We start from the raw sequence: 16,106 nt of genomic DNA, 5'->3' as shown, positions 1-16,106 counted from the left end.
CTGATGCATCTTGGCTTGAACACAGTGATTGAGTGAGCCCAAGCCGGGAGGCACCTGAACGAGAGGGAAAAGGGGAGGCGAACCTCCCCTCGAGCACTTACTTGCTGACCACTTGCAGCGGTACCGGAATGGATTTCTCCACCGGCTGGCCTTTCAGCACCTTGTCAGCAGTCTCGACGCCAATGGCACCGATCAGCGCGGGCTGCTGGGCCACGGTGGCGGCCAGTTTACCCTTGGCAACGGCGGCTTTGCCATCGTCAGTGCCGTCGAAGCCGACGATCATCACCTCTTTACCGGCTGCCTGCACCGCACGGATGGCACCCAGCGCCATCTCGTCGTTCTGGGCGAACACAGCCTGTACGGTCGGATGGGCCGCCAGCAGGTTTTCCATGACGTTCAGACCCTTGGTGCGGTCAAAGTCGGCCGGCTGGGAAGCCAGCACCTGCAGCTTGTTGGCCGCCACGGCCAGGGCAAAACCTTCGCCACGGTCACGGGCGGCGGAGGTACCGGCAATCCCTTCCAGCTGGATCACCTTGGCACCGGTACCCAGTTTCTCGGTGATAAAGTCACCGGCCAGCTTGCCGCCCGCCACGTTGTCGGAGGCAATGTGGGCCTTGACCTCCCCCTGCGCGGCGCCGCGGTCCAGAGTCAGTACCGGGATATTGGCGCGGTTGGCCAGACGAATGGCGTTGCCGACTGCTTCGGAGTCGGTGGGGTTGATCAGGATGGCGCCGACCTTGCGTACGGTGAGATCTTCCATGTTGGAGAGCTCTTTGGCCGGGTCATTCTGGGAGTCCAGCACCACCAGCTCGTAGCCAAGCTCCTTGGCCTTGGCTTCGGCGCCCTCTTTCATGGTGACGAAGAAGGGGTTATTGAGGGTGGAGACCACCATCGCCAGGGTATGGTCAGCAGCCTGGGCGGTGCCCAGCACGGACATGATGGCGGCAGCGAGCAGGGTATTGAGCTTTTTCATCATTTCATTCCTTGTGTGTGGCGTGTTTTACGTTGTTATCGGGTACTTTTGTTGTCGACCATCACGGCAAGCAAGATCACGCTGGCCTTGGCGATCATCTGGTAATAGGAGGATACGTCGAGCAGGTTGAGGGCGTTGTTCAGGAAGCCGATGATCAAGGCACCGATCAGGGTACCCATGATGCGGCCCTTGCCGCCCATCAGGCTGGTACCACCCAGCACCACGGCGGCGATGGCATCCAGCTCGTAACCCATGCCGGCGGTCGGCTGGGCAGAGGAGAGGCGAGAGGTGACGATAAGCCCTGCCAGTGCCGAGAGCGCGCCGCACAGACCATACACCGCCAGCTTCACCCGATCCACATTGATACCGGAGAGGCGGGTAGCAGACTCGTTGCCGCCCAGCGCGTAGATGTAGCGACCCAGACGAGTATGGTTGAGCATGAACCAGGCGAGCAGGAAGACGATGGCCATCAGCCAGATGGGCACCGGCAGACCGAACAGGTAACCGGTACCGAGCCAGGCGAAGTGATCGGCGCCGTCACTGAAACCGGTGGAGATGGGACGACCCTCGGTATAGACCATGGTGATACCGCGCAGAGCGGTCATGGTGACCAGGGTGGCGATAAATGCCTGTACCTTGCCCTTGGCAATGATGAGACCGCTGACGCCGCCCAGCAGGGCACCGGCACCCAGAGTGAGGGGCACCACCAGCCAGATAGGCAGCTCCATGGCGACCATGGTCGCCGCCAGCGCACCGCACAGGGCCAGTACCGAGCCGACCGACAGATCGATACCGGCGGTGAGGATAACCAGCGTCATGCCGACCGCCATGATGGCGTTGACCGAGGTTTGGCGCAGGATGTTGAGCAGGTTGTCGGCGGTGAAGAAGTTGGGGCTCAGGAAGGAGACCACACCAATCAGGACCAGCAGCGCGACCAGGGATTTGTTCTCGATCCACCACGCCTTGCTCATGACGCCACGGCGGGAAAGGGTTTGGGTTGTCATTGGGATGCCTCTTGCTCTGCTTGCCACTGTTTACCGACTGCCGCCGCCATCAGCTTCTCCTGATTGGCATCGCGGGTGTTGAACTCTGCGCTGATGCGCCCTTCGTGCATCACCATGATGCGATCACTCATGCCGAGCACTTCCGGCATCTCGGAGGAGACCAGAATGATGCTCATCCCCTCCTTCTTGAACTGGTTGATCAGCTGATAAATTTCCTTTTTCGCCCCCACGTCGACGCCGCGGGTCGGCTCGTCGAGGATCAGCACCTTGGGCCGGGTCAACAGCCCCTTGGCGATGGCCACCTTCTGCTGGTTGCCGCCGGAGAGCAGCTTGATCAGCTGATCCTGACTCGGGGTCTTGATGTTGAACAGACGCACATAGTCGCTCACCGCCTGCCGCTCGGCCTTGCCGTCGATCTTGCAGTTGCTGATGAACTCGTCGAGGGCGCACAGACTCATGTTTTCGCGCACCGACAGCTCCAGCACCAGCCCATCCCCCTTGCGATCTTCGGAGATATAGGCGATGCCTGCGGCCAGCCCATCGGCCGGGCTTTTGGGCACCAGAGCATGACCGTCCACTGCCACTTCACCGGCGCTGATGGGGCTGGCGCCGTAGATCAGTTTCATCAGCTCGGTGCGGCCGGAGCCCATCAGGCCGCTAAAGCCCAGAATTTCTCCCTGACGCAGGGAGAAGCTCACCCCGCGCACGCCGGGACCGGCCAGATCTTTCACCTGCAGGCTGACGGGGCCGAGCTCGCGCTCAAGGCGCGGGTACTGCTCTTCCAGCCGGCGGCCCACCATCATCTCGATGATCTTGTCTTCATCCAGATCGCTCACCGCCTTCTCGCCGATCCACTTGCCGTCCCGCAGCACAGTGACCCGATCGCAGATCTCGAAGATCTCCTTGAGACGGTGGGAGATATAGACGATGCCGCAACCCTGCTCACGTAGCTCGCGGATAACCTTGAACAGTTGCTCGGTCTCGGTATCGGTCAGTGCATCGGTGGGTTCATCCATGATGATGACGCTGGCATCGAACGACAGCGCCTTGGCGATCTCCACCATCTGCTGTTCGCCGATGGAGAGATCCCCGAGTCGGGTATCCGGCCCGTGTTTGACGCCAAGTCGTGCCAGCAGGGTGCTTGCCCGCTCGCGCAGCTGTTTGTGGTCGATGCTGCCAAAACGGGTGCGCGGTTCGCGACCGAGGAAGATGTTGGCGGCAATCGACAACTCCGGCAGCAGGTTCAGCTCCTGGTGGATGATGCTGATCCCCTGATCCTGAGAGTCGCGCGGCCCCTTGAAATGAACCGGTTGACCGCGATAGCTGACGCTGCCCGCATCGGCCTGATAGATGCCGGTCAGCACCTTCATCAGGGTGGATTTACCGGCGCCATTTTCACCGAGCAGGGCCATCACCTGGCCCGGATAGACCCGCAGACCCGCTTCGTCGAGGGCGCGCACACCGGGGAAGGTCTTGACGATCCCGGTCAGCTCCAGAATGGGTGAGAGGGGGGAGGTTGTGCTCATTTGCAGCTTCCTTGAAGAGGCATTCTTTGACGAATTCAGAACGCCACACCGGCGCAGAGGATCAGGTTGGCGTAGGGGGTCACCTCGCCGCTGCGCACGATCGCCTTGCTCTGGCGGGAGCGGGTTTTGAACTCCTCGTGCAGGCAGTATTCGATGGCTATGGGCTTGCCCTGGGCGGCTGCGTGCGCCTCAAGCTGATCGACCAGCGCCTGATGGGCGGTGGGGCTGATCTGCTTGATCTCGCTTGCCATGATCGCTTTCTCCACCACCAGATCGGTGAGCAGGGCAGTCAGTACGGTTTCGAGGCTGGGGGTGCCCGCCATCAGCGCCAGATCGATCCGCTCCGGACCTGCCGGAATGGGCAAGCCTGCATCGCAGACGGTGATCTCGTCGGTGTGGCCCATCTGTGCCACCAGAGCACTCAGGGGAGCATTGAGCAGTACGCCTCGTTTCATACAGCACCTCATCAGGCTCTCGCCATCGCAGTTTCTTATCAGGCAACCGGTTACGCAACCGGTTGCGTTATGGCGCAAAGATAGGCTTTTTACTAAGGAAGGGCCACGGCAAAACCACGGAAATGTGAAAACGATCTCAAAGGCGGGAGAAGAAGTGCAGGGGAGGAGGCAGGAAGGGTGTCAGCAGAGCCCTGACACCCTTGTTATTCATCGAGCTATTGATTTTATGGTTAGTTGGCCAGTGCCTTGGCGACCGCCGGACGGCTCAGCATGCGCTGATAATGATCGGCAACCTTGGGGAATTCACTGATCTCGACCCCATCGCTTTTCAGCCAGCCCGCGACCACGAACAGATAAATGTCCGCCACGCTGAACTGCTCGCCCAGCACCCAGGGGCCTGCCAGATAGTGCTGCTCAATCTGGGTAAAGCCGTCACGCATATTGCTGGCGACTTTCTGCTGCATGGCGGCAATGGCCTGCTCGTCATCGGCCCAGCGGCTGCCACGGCGACCGTGGGCGTGGGAGACATGCACGGTGGAGGCGAGGAAGCTGTTGACCTCCTGCATGCGAGCCAGCAGGAACGGGTTGTCCAGCGGCGCCAGCTTGGCATCGGGGAAGCGCTGCGCCACATAGAGCAGCAGGGCCGGGGTCTCGGTCAGGGTGCCCTGCTCGGTGACAAGGGCAGGTACCCGCCCTTTGGGGTTGATGGCAAGATACGCAGGATCACGCTGCTCTCCTGCGGCGAGGTTGACGAGACGGGGTTGGAACGGGGCATTCGCTTCCAGCAGGGCAATCTGCACGGCCATGGCACAGGTGCCGGGAGCGAAATAGAGGGTCAGATCGGACATGAATACTCCTGATTGGCTCAGGCCACCCGCGATATCGGCGAAAAACGTGTTTTCCGTGATACCTCGAGGGGTCATGAAAAAAGAGAGGGGGCAACGTTTGCCCCCACAACCAATCTACACCCCTAAGGGGTAATGAAAAAGCGCAGAATTAATCGGTTTGTTTGACCATTTCATAAATTCCTCGGCTAAGGGCGCAAATCAGATGGTGTTGAACTTGATGGGATAGTTGATACCTGAGGATGGGCGGTTGGTACTGAAAGGACTGGGGCACAATAGCGTCCTTGGTTGTTCTCCCGCTCTTGCACGATATGATCGTCATCAGATATTCTAATTTTTGGGTCGTTACAATGAATCCTATCTAACAAGACTGATCTTCATTTAGATCATCAAACAGAAAACGGCCTTTTTAGATAACTTTTTGATGACTGCAATCGTTTGTGTTTGATACCATGTTCTTCTACAAACTTTCCACGGCTTTCATGGTGGCTGTAATGTTTTATCATGCTTTAATCCGGTTATAAAACAGCATGTAGGTAGTTGGAAATATATATGCAGTAGCCATGTTGTTTACTAAGAGAAGGGGAGTGAAACTCAGCGAAATTGAGAGTCTTAAGGAAAGGTAGGAAGTAGGTTAAGGAAAATAAAGAGGTGATCAATGGATGATGAAAAGGGAAACTCAAGCAATATCAAAAATAAAACCAAACTGATATCGGGTTTTGTAGCTTTGGCCGTGATAGGCGGAGGGTGGTACTGGTGGCTTAAAGAGCCCTATATTGAGCCAGAGATTAATCCCACCCCAACAGAATTGTTTACTATTCAGGGTGAGTTTCCTTTTGATAAGGGCTATCAATTAGCTGTTCATAGTACTTTCATTGCATCTAATAAAACTGACTCTACTTGCAGCAAAACTTTTTATGCGTTCGGTGTTATACCTGCAAATACTAGACTCAGGGGATGGCAAATAGATAACCCCATTAAGAAATATCAATCAAACAGATTCAGTGTAAAAGTGTCAAAAGACTATTTATTGCCTGACCGATGTAATTGGGTGTTAGATTCTGTTGGCTATTTTATAGTGAAGGCAGGTTCCGAGTTGGAGGCTAATTTGAAAGCTAACCCTTCAGATCAACATAATCGTCAAGGGTATTTTTTATCTTCAGCATACAGCAATTGGAGTGAGTTAAAATTGGGGAGTGTAAATATTTCATGCCGACCAGATGTTGGTCTTAACAAATTAAAAGGTGGTGTTGTTTGTAAGCGACTGAATCAAAGAGAAGTAAATACATATAGACGTAATTATAAAGTTCATAATAAACCGCTACCATCGATAGTTAATTTTAAATTCGTTATGGAGGACAAAATGTCAAGCGCTAAACAAAATACTGTTTTAGAGAGTGCATATGGCGATCCACTAAATAATAATTTGTCCTATGAAAAGGGGGTATAAAGACTGTTAGTTAGATTAGCGAATCGTAATCGGACGTTAGCTGTTTCGATAAAATTGCACAGTTATTCCCCATAAACACATCCGTTTTGCCTATATCTCCACAGTGGGGTCGCTATGAGTTCCTCCCTTCTAAATGGAGAAATACATCGCCCCCCTCATATTTCCCTACAAATTTGCTCTGAAGCCGGCTGCAGTGGAGCACTTACAAAAATTGTGGTCTGTCTGGCTTAAAGATGACTATCTATATATTTTGCTGTTAATCGATGCGCGCCTGTGCCTCTCAGTGTCTATGACTGTTGTGCTTAAAAATTGCGCTGGTGGTTAAAAAGAGAAGGGGGCAAATATTGCCCCCTTTATCCATTAAGCCCGTCAGAGGGTCGATTAACCGCCGACTTAACCGGTCTTGGCCACCATGGCTTTAAGCTGCAGGAAGTACTGCTCGTAGAGGCGGGAGGCATCCCCTACATCGGACTGGAACTCGCCCTTGCGCTTGATCTCGTCGCTCGGGAAGACCATGGGGTTATTGCGAAACGCCGGGGTGAGCAGGGGAATGGCATCCTTGACCGGCGTGGGGTAGCCAATCGCCTCGGCCACCTTGGCGGCCACATCGGGGCGCATCAGGAAGTTGATCAGGGCGTGGGCCTCTTTCACATGCTTGGCCTTGGCCGGGATGGCGAGGTTGTCCATCCAGAGCACGGCGCCTTCTTCGGGGTAGGTCATCTGTATGGAGGGATATTCGCGCTGGGCGCCGTAGGCCGAGCCGTTCCACAGCATGCCGATATTGACCTCACCGGCGATAAAGGGGTCGGCCGGGTTGTCGGAGTTGAACGCCTTGACGTTGGGCATCAGCTTTTTCAGGTATTCGAACGCTTCGGCGATCTGCGCCTTGTCCTGGGTGTTGGGGCTGTAGCCCAGCTGCACCAGCGCGATATGGAACACCTCGCGGGCATCGTCCATCAGCAGCAGGCTCTCTTTCCACTCCGGTGCCCAGAGCTGCTTCCAGCTGGTCACCGGCTGTTCGATGATATCGGTGTTGGTGCCGATGCCGGTTGCGCCCCAGATATAGGGGATGGAGTAGCGGTTGTCCGGGTCGTACTCGTGGTTGAGCAGGGTAGGGTCGAGGTGCTTGAAGTTGGGCAACTGGGCGCGATCCAGCGGCTGCAGCATCCCCTCTTTGGCCATTTTCGAGATGAAATAGGTGCTGGGCACCACCACGTCATAGCCGTCGCCATGGGTTTTCAGCTTGGCGTAGAGGGTCTCGTTGGATTCGTAGGTGGAGTAGATCACCTTGATGCCGGTCTCTTGCTGGAACTGCTCCAGCAGGCCGTCCGGCACATATTCCGACCAGTTGTAGAAGTAGACCACCTTGTCGTCGGCCGCGTGAGCGCTCTGGCTCAGCAGCGGGGTGGTGAGGGTGAGGGCGGCTGCCAGCAGGGCGCCGGCCTTGTGTTGGATTGTCATCAACAACTCCTTGGGGTTATGGGGCCTTGCGGCCCACCGTGACAGAGTTCGCCAAAGATGGCGGGGACGAAACGGGCAGGGTCAACCCTGCCGTTTACGCAGTAACAGTTGCGCCAGCAGCACCATCCCGAGGGAGGCGACCAGCATCAGGGTGGCCAGGGCGTTGACCTCGGGGGAGACCCCCACCTTGACCATGGAGTAGATCTTGAGCGGCAGGATCTCGTAGGCCGGGCCGGTAACAAAGGAGCTCACCACCACGTCGTCCAGCGACAGGGTAAAGGAGAGCAGCCAGCCCGCCATCACCGCCGGCAGCGCCAGCGGCAGTATGATGCGGCGCAGGATGATCCACTCGCCAGCCCCCAGATCCCGCGCAGCCTCCAGCATCCGCACATCAAAACCGCATAGCCGCGAGTAGACGGTGATCACCACGAACGGCAGGCAGAAGGTGATGTGGGCGATCAGCAGCGACCAGAAGCCCAGCGCAATGCCGGTCACCACAAACAGGGTCAGGAGCGAAATTGCCATCACGATATCGGGGGACATCATCACCACGAACAGCATGCCGCTCACATACTGCTTGCCGCGAAAGCGGTAGCGAAACAGCGCCACGGCGGTGAGGGTGCCGATCAGGGTCGCTGCGGTGGCGGTGAGGGCGGCGATGGTCAGGGAGTGCTGGGCCGCCTGCATCAGGCTGGCGCTGGCAAACAGCTTCTCATACCAGCCCAGGGTGAAGCCGCGCCAGTCGATGCCATATTTCGACAGGTTGAAGGAGTTGGCGATCAGTACCCCGATGGGCACATAGAGATAGCCAAACACCAGCAGCAGGAACAGAGCCTTCAGTGCGCGCATCATGCCAGCTCCCCCTTCTTGCTGAGTAGCTTGCCCGCCCGCCAGTAGCAGTAGACCAACAGCGCCATCAGCACCGTCAGCATCACGCTGATGGCGGCGCCAAAGGGCCAGTCACGGCTGTTGAGGAACTGGGTCTTGATCAGGTTGCCGATCAGCAGGTGCTTGGCGCCACCCAGCAAGTCGGAGACATAGAACATCCCCATGGCGGGCAGAAACACCAGCAGACAACCGGCGATGATGCCGGGCAGGGTGAGGGGCAAGATGATCCGCACCAGCCGCTGCCAGCCGTTGGCGCCAAGGTCTCGCGCCGCCTCCAGCAAACGGCCATCCAGCTTCTCGATGCTGGAGTAGAGCGGCAGCACCATAAACGGGAGCAGCACATAGACCAGCCCGATGATGACGGCCACCTCGGTATACATCATCTGCAGCGGCCGCTCGATGATCCCCAGATCCAGCAACCAGCCATTGATCAGCCCCCGGGTGCCGAGCAGCACTTTCAGCGCATAGGTACGGATCAGGGAGTTGGTCCAGAACGGCACCACCACCAGAAACAGCAGCAGCGGGCGGATGCGCGCTGGCTGATGGGCCAGCAGCCAGGCAAAGGGGTAGCCCACCAGCAAGCAGATGGTTGTGGCGAGCAGCGCCAGCCAGAGGGAGTGGAGCAGCACCTCGAAATAGAGCGGGTCCAGCAGGCGGCCATAGTTGCTCAGGGTAAAGAGCGGCGCGATAAGCTCGGACTCATCCCGGGTCAGGAAGCTGACGCCGATGATCATCAGGTTGGGCAGGAAGACAAACAGCGTCAGCCAGCCGAGGATCAGCGCGATGGCCGTGTTGCGAAAGCCGTTGTGGGCAAAGCTGTGCGCTACCCGCAGATTAGTGAGGCTCATAGGGCAGCACCACCTCCCAGCTGTCGACCCAGTGGATCGCCACCTCCTGACCCAGGCGGTAGTCAATGTCGGGGTCATCCTCGTCGAAGAACTCGGAGATAAGCAGCTGTTTGCCACTTTCGAGCTCGATCACCGAATCCAGCGTCGCCCCCTTGTAGTTGCGCTCGCGGATATTGCCGCGCAGCGCACCACGCTGATCGTCATCCTGATCGAGAATGCGCAGATCTTCCGGGCGCAGCAGCACCAGTACCTTGTCGTCTGGATGGAATGGCAAGGTGGTATGAAGCAGGCATTCGCGCCCCTCTACCTCCGCCTGCCAGATACCGGGCTCGCGCTGATTGATCAGCTTGCCATCCATCACATTGATCTCTCCGATAAAGCGGGCCACGAACAGATTGGCTGGCGATTCGTAGATATCGCGCGGGGTGCCGCGCTGGATGATCTTGCCTCCCTCCATCACCAGGATGCGATCAGACATGGTGAGCGCCTCTTCCTGATCATGGGTGACGAAGACAAAGGTGATGCCAAGGCGACGCTGCAGCGCCTTGAGCTCGCTCTGCATCTGCTTGCGCAGCTTGTAATCGAGCGCCGAGAGGGATTCATCGAGCAGCAGCAGGCGCGGCTTGTTGACCACGGCGCGGGCGATGGCGACCCGTTGCTGCTGGCCGCCGGAGAGCTGATCCGGGCGTCGGTTGGCCAGCTCGGTGAGCTGCACCATGGCGAGGGTCTCCTCGACCCGCTGGCGGATCTCGCTGACCGGTACTTTCTGCATCTCGAGGCCAAAGGCGACGTTTTCAAACACCGTCATATGGGGGAAGAGCGCATAGCTCTGGAACACGGTGTTGATGTGCCTGTGTTCGGCGGGGATATGGGTGATCTCGTCACCGGCCAGATGGATGGTGCCACCGTCGACCGATTCGAGCCCGGCCAGCAGGCGCAGCAAGGTGGTCTTGCCACAGCCGGAGGGGCCCAGCAGGGTGAGAAACTCACCGTCATAGATCTCAAGGTCAAGGTCGCTCAATATCGCCTTGCCGTCATAAAGTTTGCTGATCTTGTTCAGCGCGACAATTACCTGTGGATTGTTCATCATCCGCCAGTCTCACCCCAGCCAGTGGCCATCATGTTGAAAGAGGGCCGCATTCTATGCAGCCAATCCATGAAATTAAAGGCTTTTTGGCCGCAAGTGGTCAGGAAAAACGACTACGAATAGCAGGCCAAGTCGCTATAATGTGCCACCTGATTTGGTCGTTTTCGATGTTGGATAGTCAATTGAGTAACAGAATGCGTATTGGCGGCTCTCTCGAGCAATCTTTGAACAAGGGTTATCGCCTGGACCTCAAAGGGGTCATTCAAGAGGGGTGGCAACAGACCCGCCGTACCGGATTTGGCCTGCTGCTGGCGATTGTCGGCGTCACGGCGATCTGGATCCTGCTCAGCAACATGGTGCTGGTGCCCTATATCGGCGATGACAGCCAGATGAATGTGGCGATGGTTCTGAGCCTGCTGATCACCGTCATCATGGCTCCCATGACCAGTGCCCTCGACATGCTCGGTTTGCAGCAGTCGGTCGGCGTGCGCGCCCGGGCGAGCCAGGTGTTCGACTTCTTCCGCCACTTTGTGCGCCTTGGCATGCTGAGTCTGCTCGGCAGTCTGCTCACCAGTCTGTTTGGCCCGCTGTTCGAGCTGATTGGGTTGCCAGTGATGTTCTCGTTTATCCCTTCCGCACTGATCGGCATGGGGCTGCTCTTTACCGTGCCGCTGGTGCTGGAACGCGGCATGACGCCGCCGCAGGCCATTGTGGTCTCGCTCAAGATCTTCTTGCGCGGCTGGCCGAGCCTGGTGCTGTTTCACGGCGTGATGGCTGCGCTCTTCTTTGTGGCCCTGATCCCGATGGGGTTGGGTCTTATCTGGGTGGCACCGCTCTACTTCAACTGCAAGGGGATCCTCTATCGGGATCTCTGCGGGGTGGCGGTAGAGGTTAACGAGGTGGCTGAAGGACCCAACCATTTCAATGCATGATGCAAAAGGACGCTGAATGATCTGTCGATATGGAGTGATCTCTACCGTACGTCGTACCCTGCTGGCCAGCCTGCTGCTGCCGACACTGGCGATGGCTGGGCAACCTGTGCTGGAGCTGCAATATGGCGCCTTCTACAGCCAGATGAAGACCTTCGCCAAGGGTGAGTTTGGCCATGCCAGACTGGGGTTTTATCTGACCGATCCGCAAAATGGTCAGCGCTGCGGCCTCACCTTTGCCCGGGTTGCAACCGACAGCAAGGAAGTGGCGGGCGAGGTAACGGTCGATAGCGAACTGCGTCTGCCTTTTGATGAGGATCTCAACCTCGACAAGGGGATCGTGACCGTCGGCCTGAAAGAAGAGCACGCCACTTGCGATATGACGGTACAGGTGATGGCCGATGCGCCGAACGGTCCCGAGCTGCCGCTGGCCGAGCTGGCGGCCCGTCAGCAGCAGATGCAGTCGCTACTCGACAAGATGGCGGGCATGGTCGGCAAGCACTTCCTGCCGAAGATGGAAGGGGTACGTATTACCCTGGTGCAGCAGAGCGGCACTGCTTATCTGATTGATGGCGCCCGTCAGGAGGCGCTGCCCTGGCAGGAAGGACACCTGCTGCTGAGCAATAAGCAACTGGCCGCGTTCGCTGCCGGGCAACTGCGCCTGCAGGGGGACGTGCTGCGACTGACCCCCTGGTTGCACAAGGGCTGATGCCGATGGGTTGGTAACAGGCAGATAAAGAAAGCAAAAAAGGAGCGATCATCGCTCCTTTTTTATTGCGTGGTGTTTGCCCTGTGACGGCGGCTTAGCGCACTTCAATCACATCCAGCATGTCCATCTCGTCGATATCCAGCAGCGGCGCCTTTGGCATCTCGGGCGGATCAAACGCCTTGTCGCCGCCATCGATGATGCCGGAGTCGCGGTTGATGCTCTTGAAGTCAAACAGCTTGTGGTCGAGCAGGTGGCTCGGGATCACGTCCTGAATGGCGGTGAACATGGTCTCGATACGACCGGGGAAGCGGCGATCCCAATCCTGCATCATCTGTTTGATGGCTTGACGCTGCAGGTTCTCCTGCGAGCCGCACAGGTTGCACGGAATGATGGGGAAGGCTTTGACGTCTGCGTAGCGGATCAGATCCTTCTCTTTGCAGTAGGCCAGCGGGCGGATCACCACGTTCTTGCCATCGTCGCTCACCAGCTTGGGCGGCATGGACTTGAGCTTGCCACCGTAGAACATGTTGAGGAACAGGGTCTCGAGGATGTCGTCGCGGTGGTGGCCAAGGGCAATCTTGGTACAACCCAGCTCCTGGGCGGTGCGGTAGAGAATACCGCGGCGCAGCCGTGAGCAGAGTGAGCAGGTGGTTTTGCCTTCCGGTACCTTCTCTTTGACGATGGAGTAGGTATCTTCCTCGACGATCTTGTACTCGATACCGAGGGAATCCAGATACTCGGGCAGCACATGCTCGGGGAAGCCGGGCTGCTTCTGATCCAGGTTGACGGCAACCAGATCGAAATGGATGGGGGCGCTGGCTTTGAGGCTCATCAGTATGTCGAGCATACCGAAGCTGTCCTTGCCGCCGGAGAGGCAGACCATGACCTTGTCGCCCTCTTCAATCATGTTGAAGTCGGCAATGGCCTGACCCACGTTGCGCCGCAGGCGCTTTTGCAGTTTGTTAAAACTGTATTTTTCTTTGGCGTTCAGCTCTTCTAGCATGCTCGTAAAACCCGGGACACAAATAAGCGCGTTATTATAGCCATGTCCCGGGGGAGGGCAAGGTGCCAGGTACCTTATGATTGATTGCGACGACTGTCGACCGGGCAGCTGTAGTCCGCCGGTTTGAGGATCAGGATGTCGCAGGAGAGGCGGTCAATCACATGTTCGGCGGTATTGCCGAGCAGAGCAGCAGAAAGCCCGGTACGGCCGACGCAGCCCATGATCATCAGGGTCGCCTTGAGCTCTTCGGCCATATCCGGCAACACCTCTTCCGGTAGCCCCTCTGCTACCCGGGTCCAGAGATGACCGATCCCGAACTTGTCGGCATGGCTGAGCAGCAGGCTTTCGTGGTGTTTGCGGATCGCTTCGTTGTAGGCGTTGGGGTCAAACTCCGGCAGCTCGATGGCCACGTTGACCGGGGTGCCCGGGTAGGTGTTGACCAGATAGAGATTGGAGCCCAGCAGCTCGGCGATGTCGCTTCCTTCCTGGGTGATCCGTTCGTTGAGCAATTTCTGATCCGGATCGTCGCTTGAGCAGTTGATGGCGGCGATGATGTTGCCGCCCCGTTGCCAGTGACCCTCCTTGACCAGCAGCACCGGACAGGGGCATTTGCGCAGCAGGTGCCAGTCGGTGGGGGTAAAGATGAAGGTTTGCAGAAAGCTGTGATGGTGAGTGGCTTTGACCACCAGATCGTGTCGCTGCTCCAGCACTTCCTGAATGACGCACTCGAAAGGACGATTGTGCCAGACCACTTTCACTTCGCATTCGATCCCCTGTGCCCGATAGGGGGTCAGGATTTCGTCCAGCCACTCACGTCGCTGTGAAATGACGCCATCACGCATCTCTTGCCGCTCGTCCACCGAGAGCATGGAGGTCATTTCATACGAGAAGTCATAGATGGTGAGCAGCAGGGTCAGATGGGCGTTTTCGTCCAGCTCGGCGACTTTGACTGCCCGTTCGAGGGCGATTTGACGCTCCTCTTCTGGATTGATAACCACCAGAATATTCTGATATTTGACCATCTTCTCCTCCTTGGAAAAGTCCAATGACAGCAGAATCTTAGCCATTACAGCTTAGCGCAGGAGGAGGGTATGGGGAACGTACCGGATCACATTCCAGAGGAAAGGATCCGGCAGGGAAAGCAGGAGAAAAGCGAGAGGGTAAGCGGAAAAATCAGCCGCAGGGCGGGCGAGTGGCACCGGCCATCATGCCCAGCGCGACCTGATCCAGCACGGTAATGTATTTGCCTTTGACGCTGATGAGACCGGACTTCTGGAAACGGCCGAGCAGACGACTGATGGTCTCGACGGTCAGTCCCAGATAGTTACCAATGTCACCACGGGTCATGGAGAGACGGAACTCCTTGGCGGAGAAGCCGCGCTCGGAGAAGCGTACCGACAGATTGTGCAGGAAGGCGGCGAGGCGCTCTTCGGCATTCTTTTTAGAGAGCAGCAGGATCATCTCCTGATCGCCCATGATTTCGTTGCTCATCAGACGCATGATCTGCTGACGCAGTTTGGGCATCTTGCCGGAGAGATCATCCAGCACTTCAAACGGGATCTCGCACACCATGGCCGTTTCCAGCGCCTGGGCGAAGGAGGGGTGGGCCTGTTTGTGGATGGCGTCAAAACCGACCAGATCGCCAGCGAGGTGGAACGCGGTGATCTGCTCATCCCCTTGCTCGGTGATGGTGTAAGACTTGATGGTCCCGGAACGGATGGCATAGAGCGATTTGAACTCATCGCCAGCCTTGAACAGCTCTTCACCCTTCTGGATCGGCTTCTTGCGCTCGATGATGCTGTCCAGCTGATCAAGCTCGTTGTCGTTCAGAGTGAAGGGAATACAGAGCTGACTGATGCTGCAATCCTGGCAATGAATTGCACAGCCACCGCTCTGGATACGTCTGCCAGGTTTCTTTTCCGGGATCATAGGCTCATACGAATAATTGATTTATATCAAACAAGTTTACCATCAACTCATCCGTTTTGGATAGGGTTTCAAAAGGAAGCAATGCCAATCCAGAAGGTATGCACCCCGAACAAAATGAGCAGCAGGGCACCGCCAAGGCGCAAACTGCGCAGGGTGAGCCAGTATCTCAGGCGATCGGCAAGCCCGCCCAATGCGAACAGGGTGGGCAGGGTGCCGAGACCAAAAAAGAGCATGATCAGCGCCCCGCCACTGGCCGAACCGGCCGCTGCGCTCCAGGTCAGCATGGAGTAGACCAGCCCGCAGGGCAGCCAACCCCACACCATGCCAAAGGGCAGTGCCTGCACAGGTGAGGTGAAGGGGAGAAACTTGCCCGCCAGCGGTTTGATACGGGGCCAAAGTCTTGCGCCGAGCCGCTCCAGCAGCAAGATCCCTTGCCACCAGCCCGCCAGATAGAGACCAAGCGCAATCATCAATAACGCCGCCACCAGGCGTAAGCCGGCGATGGCGTGTTTGCCTGCGCCCAGCTCGCTGGTGGTGGCGAGCAGGCCGCCCACCAGTGCACCTGCAATCACATAGCTCAGGATCCGGCCGAGGTTGTAGTTGAGCAGATAGGCAAGCCGCCCCCAGAAGTGCTGCTTGTTGGCGGGGATCGCCATGGAGAGCGCGGCGGAGACGCCACCGCACATGCCGATACAGTGGGCAGAGCCTGCCAGTCCGACCAGCAGGGCGCCGGCCAGATCAAGGTTGTGGGTCATGGTCAGCAGGCTTTACGGGTTTGTGGGCAGGTTGCTCTTCGTCAAACAGGATGTTGGAACCCTGCCGGTCGAGATCTTCAAACTGTTCGGAGCGAATGGCCCAGAAGAAGACGACCCCGGCGATGATCACAAACAGGATGGCGATGGGGATCAGGACAAAAATTATATTCATGAGAGGTACCTTGGCGTTCATCCTTGGCAAGTGTCCCCTATGGTAACCCTGTTTGGGCAGGGGGCCAGCCGC

General features: G+C 57.5%; 17 protein-coding genes. 3 read left to right on the top strand and 14 right to left on the bottom strand.

Going from position 1 to position 16,106, the window contains the following annotated elements:
• Positions 1-97 precede the first annotated feature (97 nt).
• From rbsB to G5149_RS00405, 5 genes are all read right to left on the bottom strand, one after another.
• Positions 98-973 (bottom strand): ribose ABC transporter substrate-binding protein RbsB, encoded by an 876-nt coding sequence (gene rbsB / locus G5149_RS00425; protein ID WP_337072222.1) that lies wholly within the window; start codon positions 971-973, stop codon positions 98-100.
• A gap of 35 nt (positions 974-1,008) precedes the next feature.
• The gene (rbsC, locus tag G5149_RS00420) at positions 1,009-1,977 is read right to left on the bottom strand and encodes a ribose ABC transporter permease (RefSeq protein ID WP_236271436.1); all 969 of its coding nucleotides are present in this window, start codon (positions 1,975-1,977) and stop codon (positions 1,009-1,011) included.
• Positions 1,974-3,503: a ribose ABC transporter ATP-binding protein RbsA gene (gene rbsA, locus G5149_RS00415; protein ID WP_337072223.1), complete on the bottom strand. Its 1,530-nt coding sequence runs from the start codon at positions 3,501-3,503 to the stop codon at positions 1,974-1,976. The genes rbsC and rbsA overlap by 4 nt, the downstream gene beginning before the upstream one ends.
• Positions 3,504-3,538: 35 nt before the next feature.
• Positions 3,539-3,958, bottom strand: coding sequence for a D-ribose pyranase (rbsD, locus tag G5149_RS00410; RefSeq protein WP_337072224.1), 420 nt, complete (start codon positions 3,956-3,958; stop codon positions 3,539-3,541).
• A gap of 230 nt (positions 3,959-4,188) precedes the next feature.
• Positions 4,189-4,806, bottom strand: a complete 618-nt coding sequence (locus tag G5149_RS00405) for a glutathione S-transferase family protein (protein ID WP_337072225.1) — start codon at positions 4,804-4,806, stop codon at positions 4,189-4,191.
• Positions 4,807-5,461: 655 nt separating this feature from the next.
• Here G5149_RS00405 and G5149_RS00400 point away from each other — a divergent pair.
• Positions 5,462-6,253, top strand: a complete 792-nt coding sequence (locus tag G5149_RS00400) for a hypothetical protein (protein WP_421211072.1) — start codon at positions 5,462-5,464, stop codon at positions 6,251-6,253.
• A gap of 393 nt (positions 6,254-6,646) precedes the next feature.
• Here G5149_RS00400 and G5149_RS00395 read toward each other — a convergent pair whose 3' ends face one another.
• The 4 genes from G5149_RS00395 to potA all read right to left on the bottom strand — a co-directional run bounded on the left by G5149_RS00395 (position 6,647) and on the right by potA (position 10,540).
• Positions 6,647-7,714: an extracellular solute-binding protein gene (locus tag G5149_RS00395; protein ID WP_421211070.1), complete on the bottom strand. Its 1,068-nt coding sequence runs from the start codon at positions 7,712-7,714 to the stop codon at positions 6,647-6,649.
• A gap of 81 nt (positions 7,715-7,795) precedes the next feature.
• A complete protein-coding gene (gene potC / locus G5149_RS00390) occupies positions 7,796-8,566 on the bottom strand; it encodes a spermidine/putrescine ABC transporter permease PotC (protein ID WP_005336644.1) in 771 nt (256 codons plus the stop codon).
• Positions 8,563-9,450 (bottom strand): spermidine/putrescine ABC transporter permease PotB, encoded by an 888-nt coding sequence (potB, locus tag G5149_RS00385; RefSeq protein ID WP_209298528.1) that lies wholly within the window; start codon positions 9,448-9,450, stop codon positions 8,563-8,565. Before potB ends, potC begins: the two co-directional genes overlap by 4 nt.
• Entirely contained in the window at positions 9,437-10,540 is a 1,104-nt protein-coding gene (potA, locus tag G5149_RS00380) for a spermidine/putrescine ABC transporter ATP-binding protein PotA (protein WP_421211068.1), read from the bottom strand. The genes potB and potA overlap by 14 nt, the downstream gene beginning before the upstream one ends.
• Positions 10,541-10,731: 191 nt before the next feature.
• Here potA and G5149_RS00375 point away from each other — a divergent pair, with 191 nt between their 5' ends.
• Positions 10,732-11,469 (top strand): hypothetical protein, encoded by a 738-nt coding sequence (locus tag G5149_RS00375; protein ID WP_043850773.1) that lies wholly within the window; start codon positions 10,732-10,734, stop codon positions 11,467-11,469.
• Between the two features lie 16 nt (positions 11,470-11,485).
• Entirely contained in the window at positions 11,486-12,175 is a 690-nt protein-coding gene (locus tag G5149_RS00370) for a DUF2987 domain-containing protein (RefSeq protein WP_421211066.1), read from the top strand.
• A gap of 94 nt (positions 12,176-12,269) precedes the next feature.
• Here the strand turns inward: G5149_RS00370 and ttcA are convergent, their stop codons facing one another.
• From ttcA to ccoS, 5 genes are all read right to left on the bottom strand, one after another.
• Positions 12,270-13,178, bottom strand: a complete 909-nt coding sequence (ttcA, locus tag G5149_RS00365; RefSeq protein ID WP_005336634.1) for a tRNA 2-thiocytidine(32) synthetase TtcA — start codon at positions 13,176-13,178, stop codon at positions 12,270-12,272.
• Positions 13,179-13,252: 74 nt separating this feature from the next.
• The gene (uspE, locus tag G5149_RS00360) at positions 13,253-14,200 is read right to left on the bottom strand and encodes a universal stress protein UspE (protein ID WP_421211064.1); all 948 of its coding nucleotides are present in this window, start codon (positions 14,198-14,200) and stop codon (positions 13,253-13,255) included.
• A gap of 151 nt (positions 14,201-14,351) precedes the next feature.
• Entirely contained in the window at positions 14,352-15,107 is a 756-nt protein-coding gene (locus G5149_RS00355; protein ID WP_005336632.1) for an FNR family transcription factor, read from the bottom strand.
• Between the two features lie 68 nt (positions 15,108-15,175).
• On the bottom strand, positions 15,176-15,862 hold the full coding sequence (locus G5149_RS00350) for a sulfite exporter TauE/SafE family protein (protein ID WP_019446375.1): 687 nt from the start codon (positions 15,860-15,862) through the stop codon (positions 15,176-15,178).
• Positions 15,846-16,034 carry a cbb3-type cytochrome oxidase assembly protein CcoS gene (gene ccoS, locus G5149_RS00345; RefSeq protein ID WP_005336630.1) on the bottom strand — a complete coding sequence of 63 codons (189 nt, stop codon included), beginning with the start codon at positions 16,032-16,034 and terminating at the stop codon, positions 15,846-15,848. The genes G5149_RS00350 and ccoS overlap by 17 nt, the downstream gene beginning before the upstream one ends.
• Positions 16,035-16,106: the final 72 nt, after the last annotated feature.

It is taken from the genome of Aeromonas sp. 600479, from assembly GCF_049175515.1.
Lineage (GTDB): Bacteria > Pseudomonadota > Gammaproteobacteria > Enterobacterales > Aeromonadaceae > Aeromonas > Aeromonas veronii_A.
The sequence above is the reverse complement of the archived record's forward strand: the minus strand, read 5'-3'. Positions and strand labels throughout refer to the sequence as shown.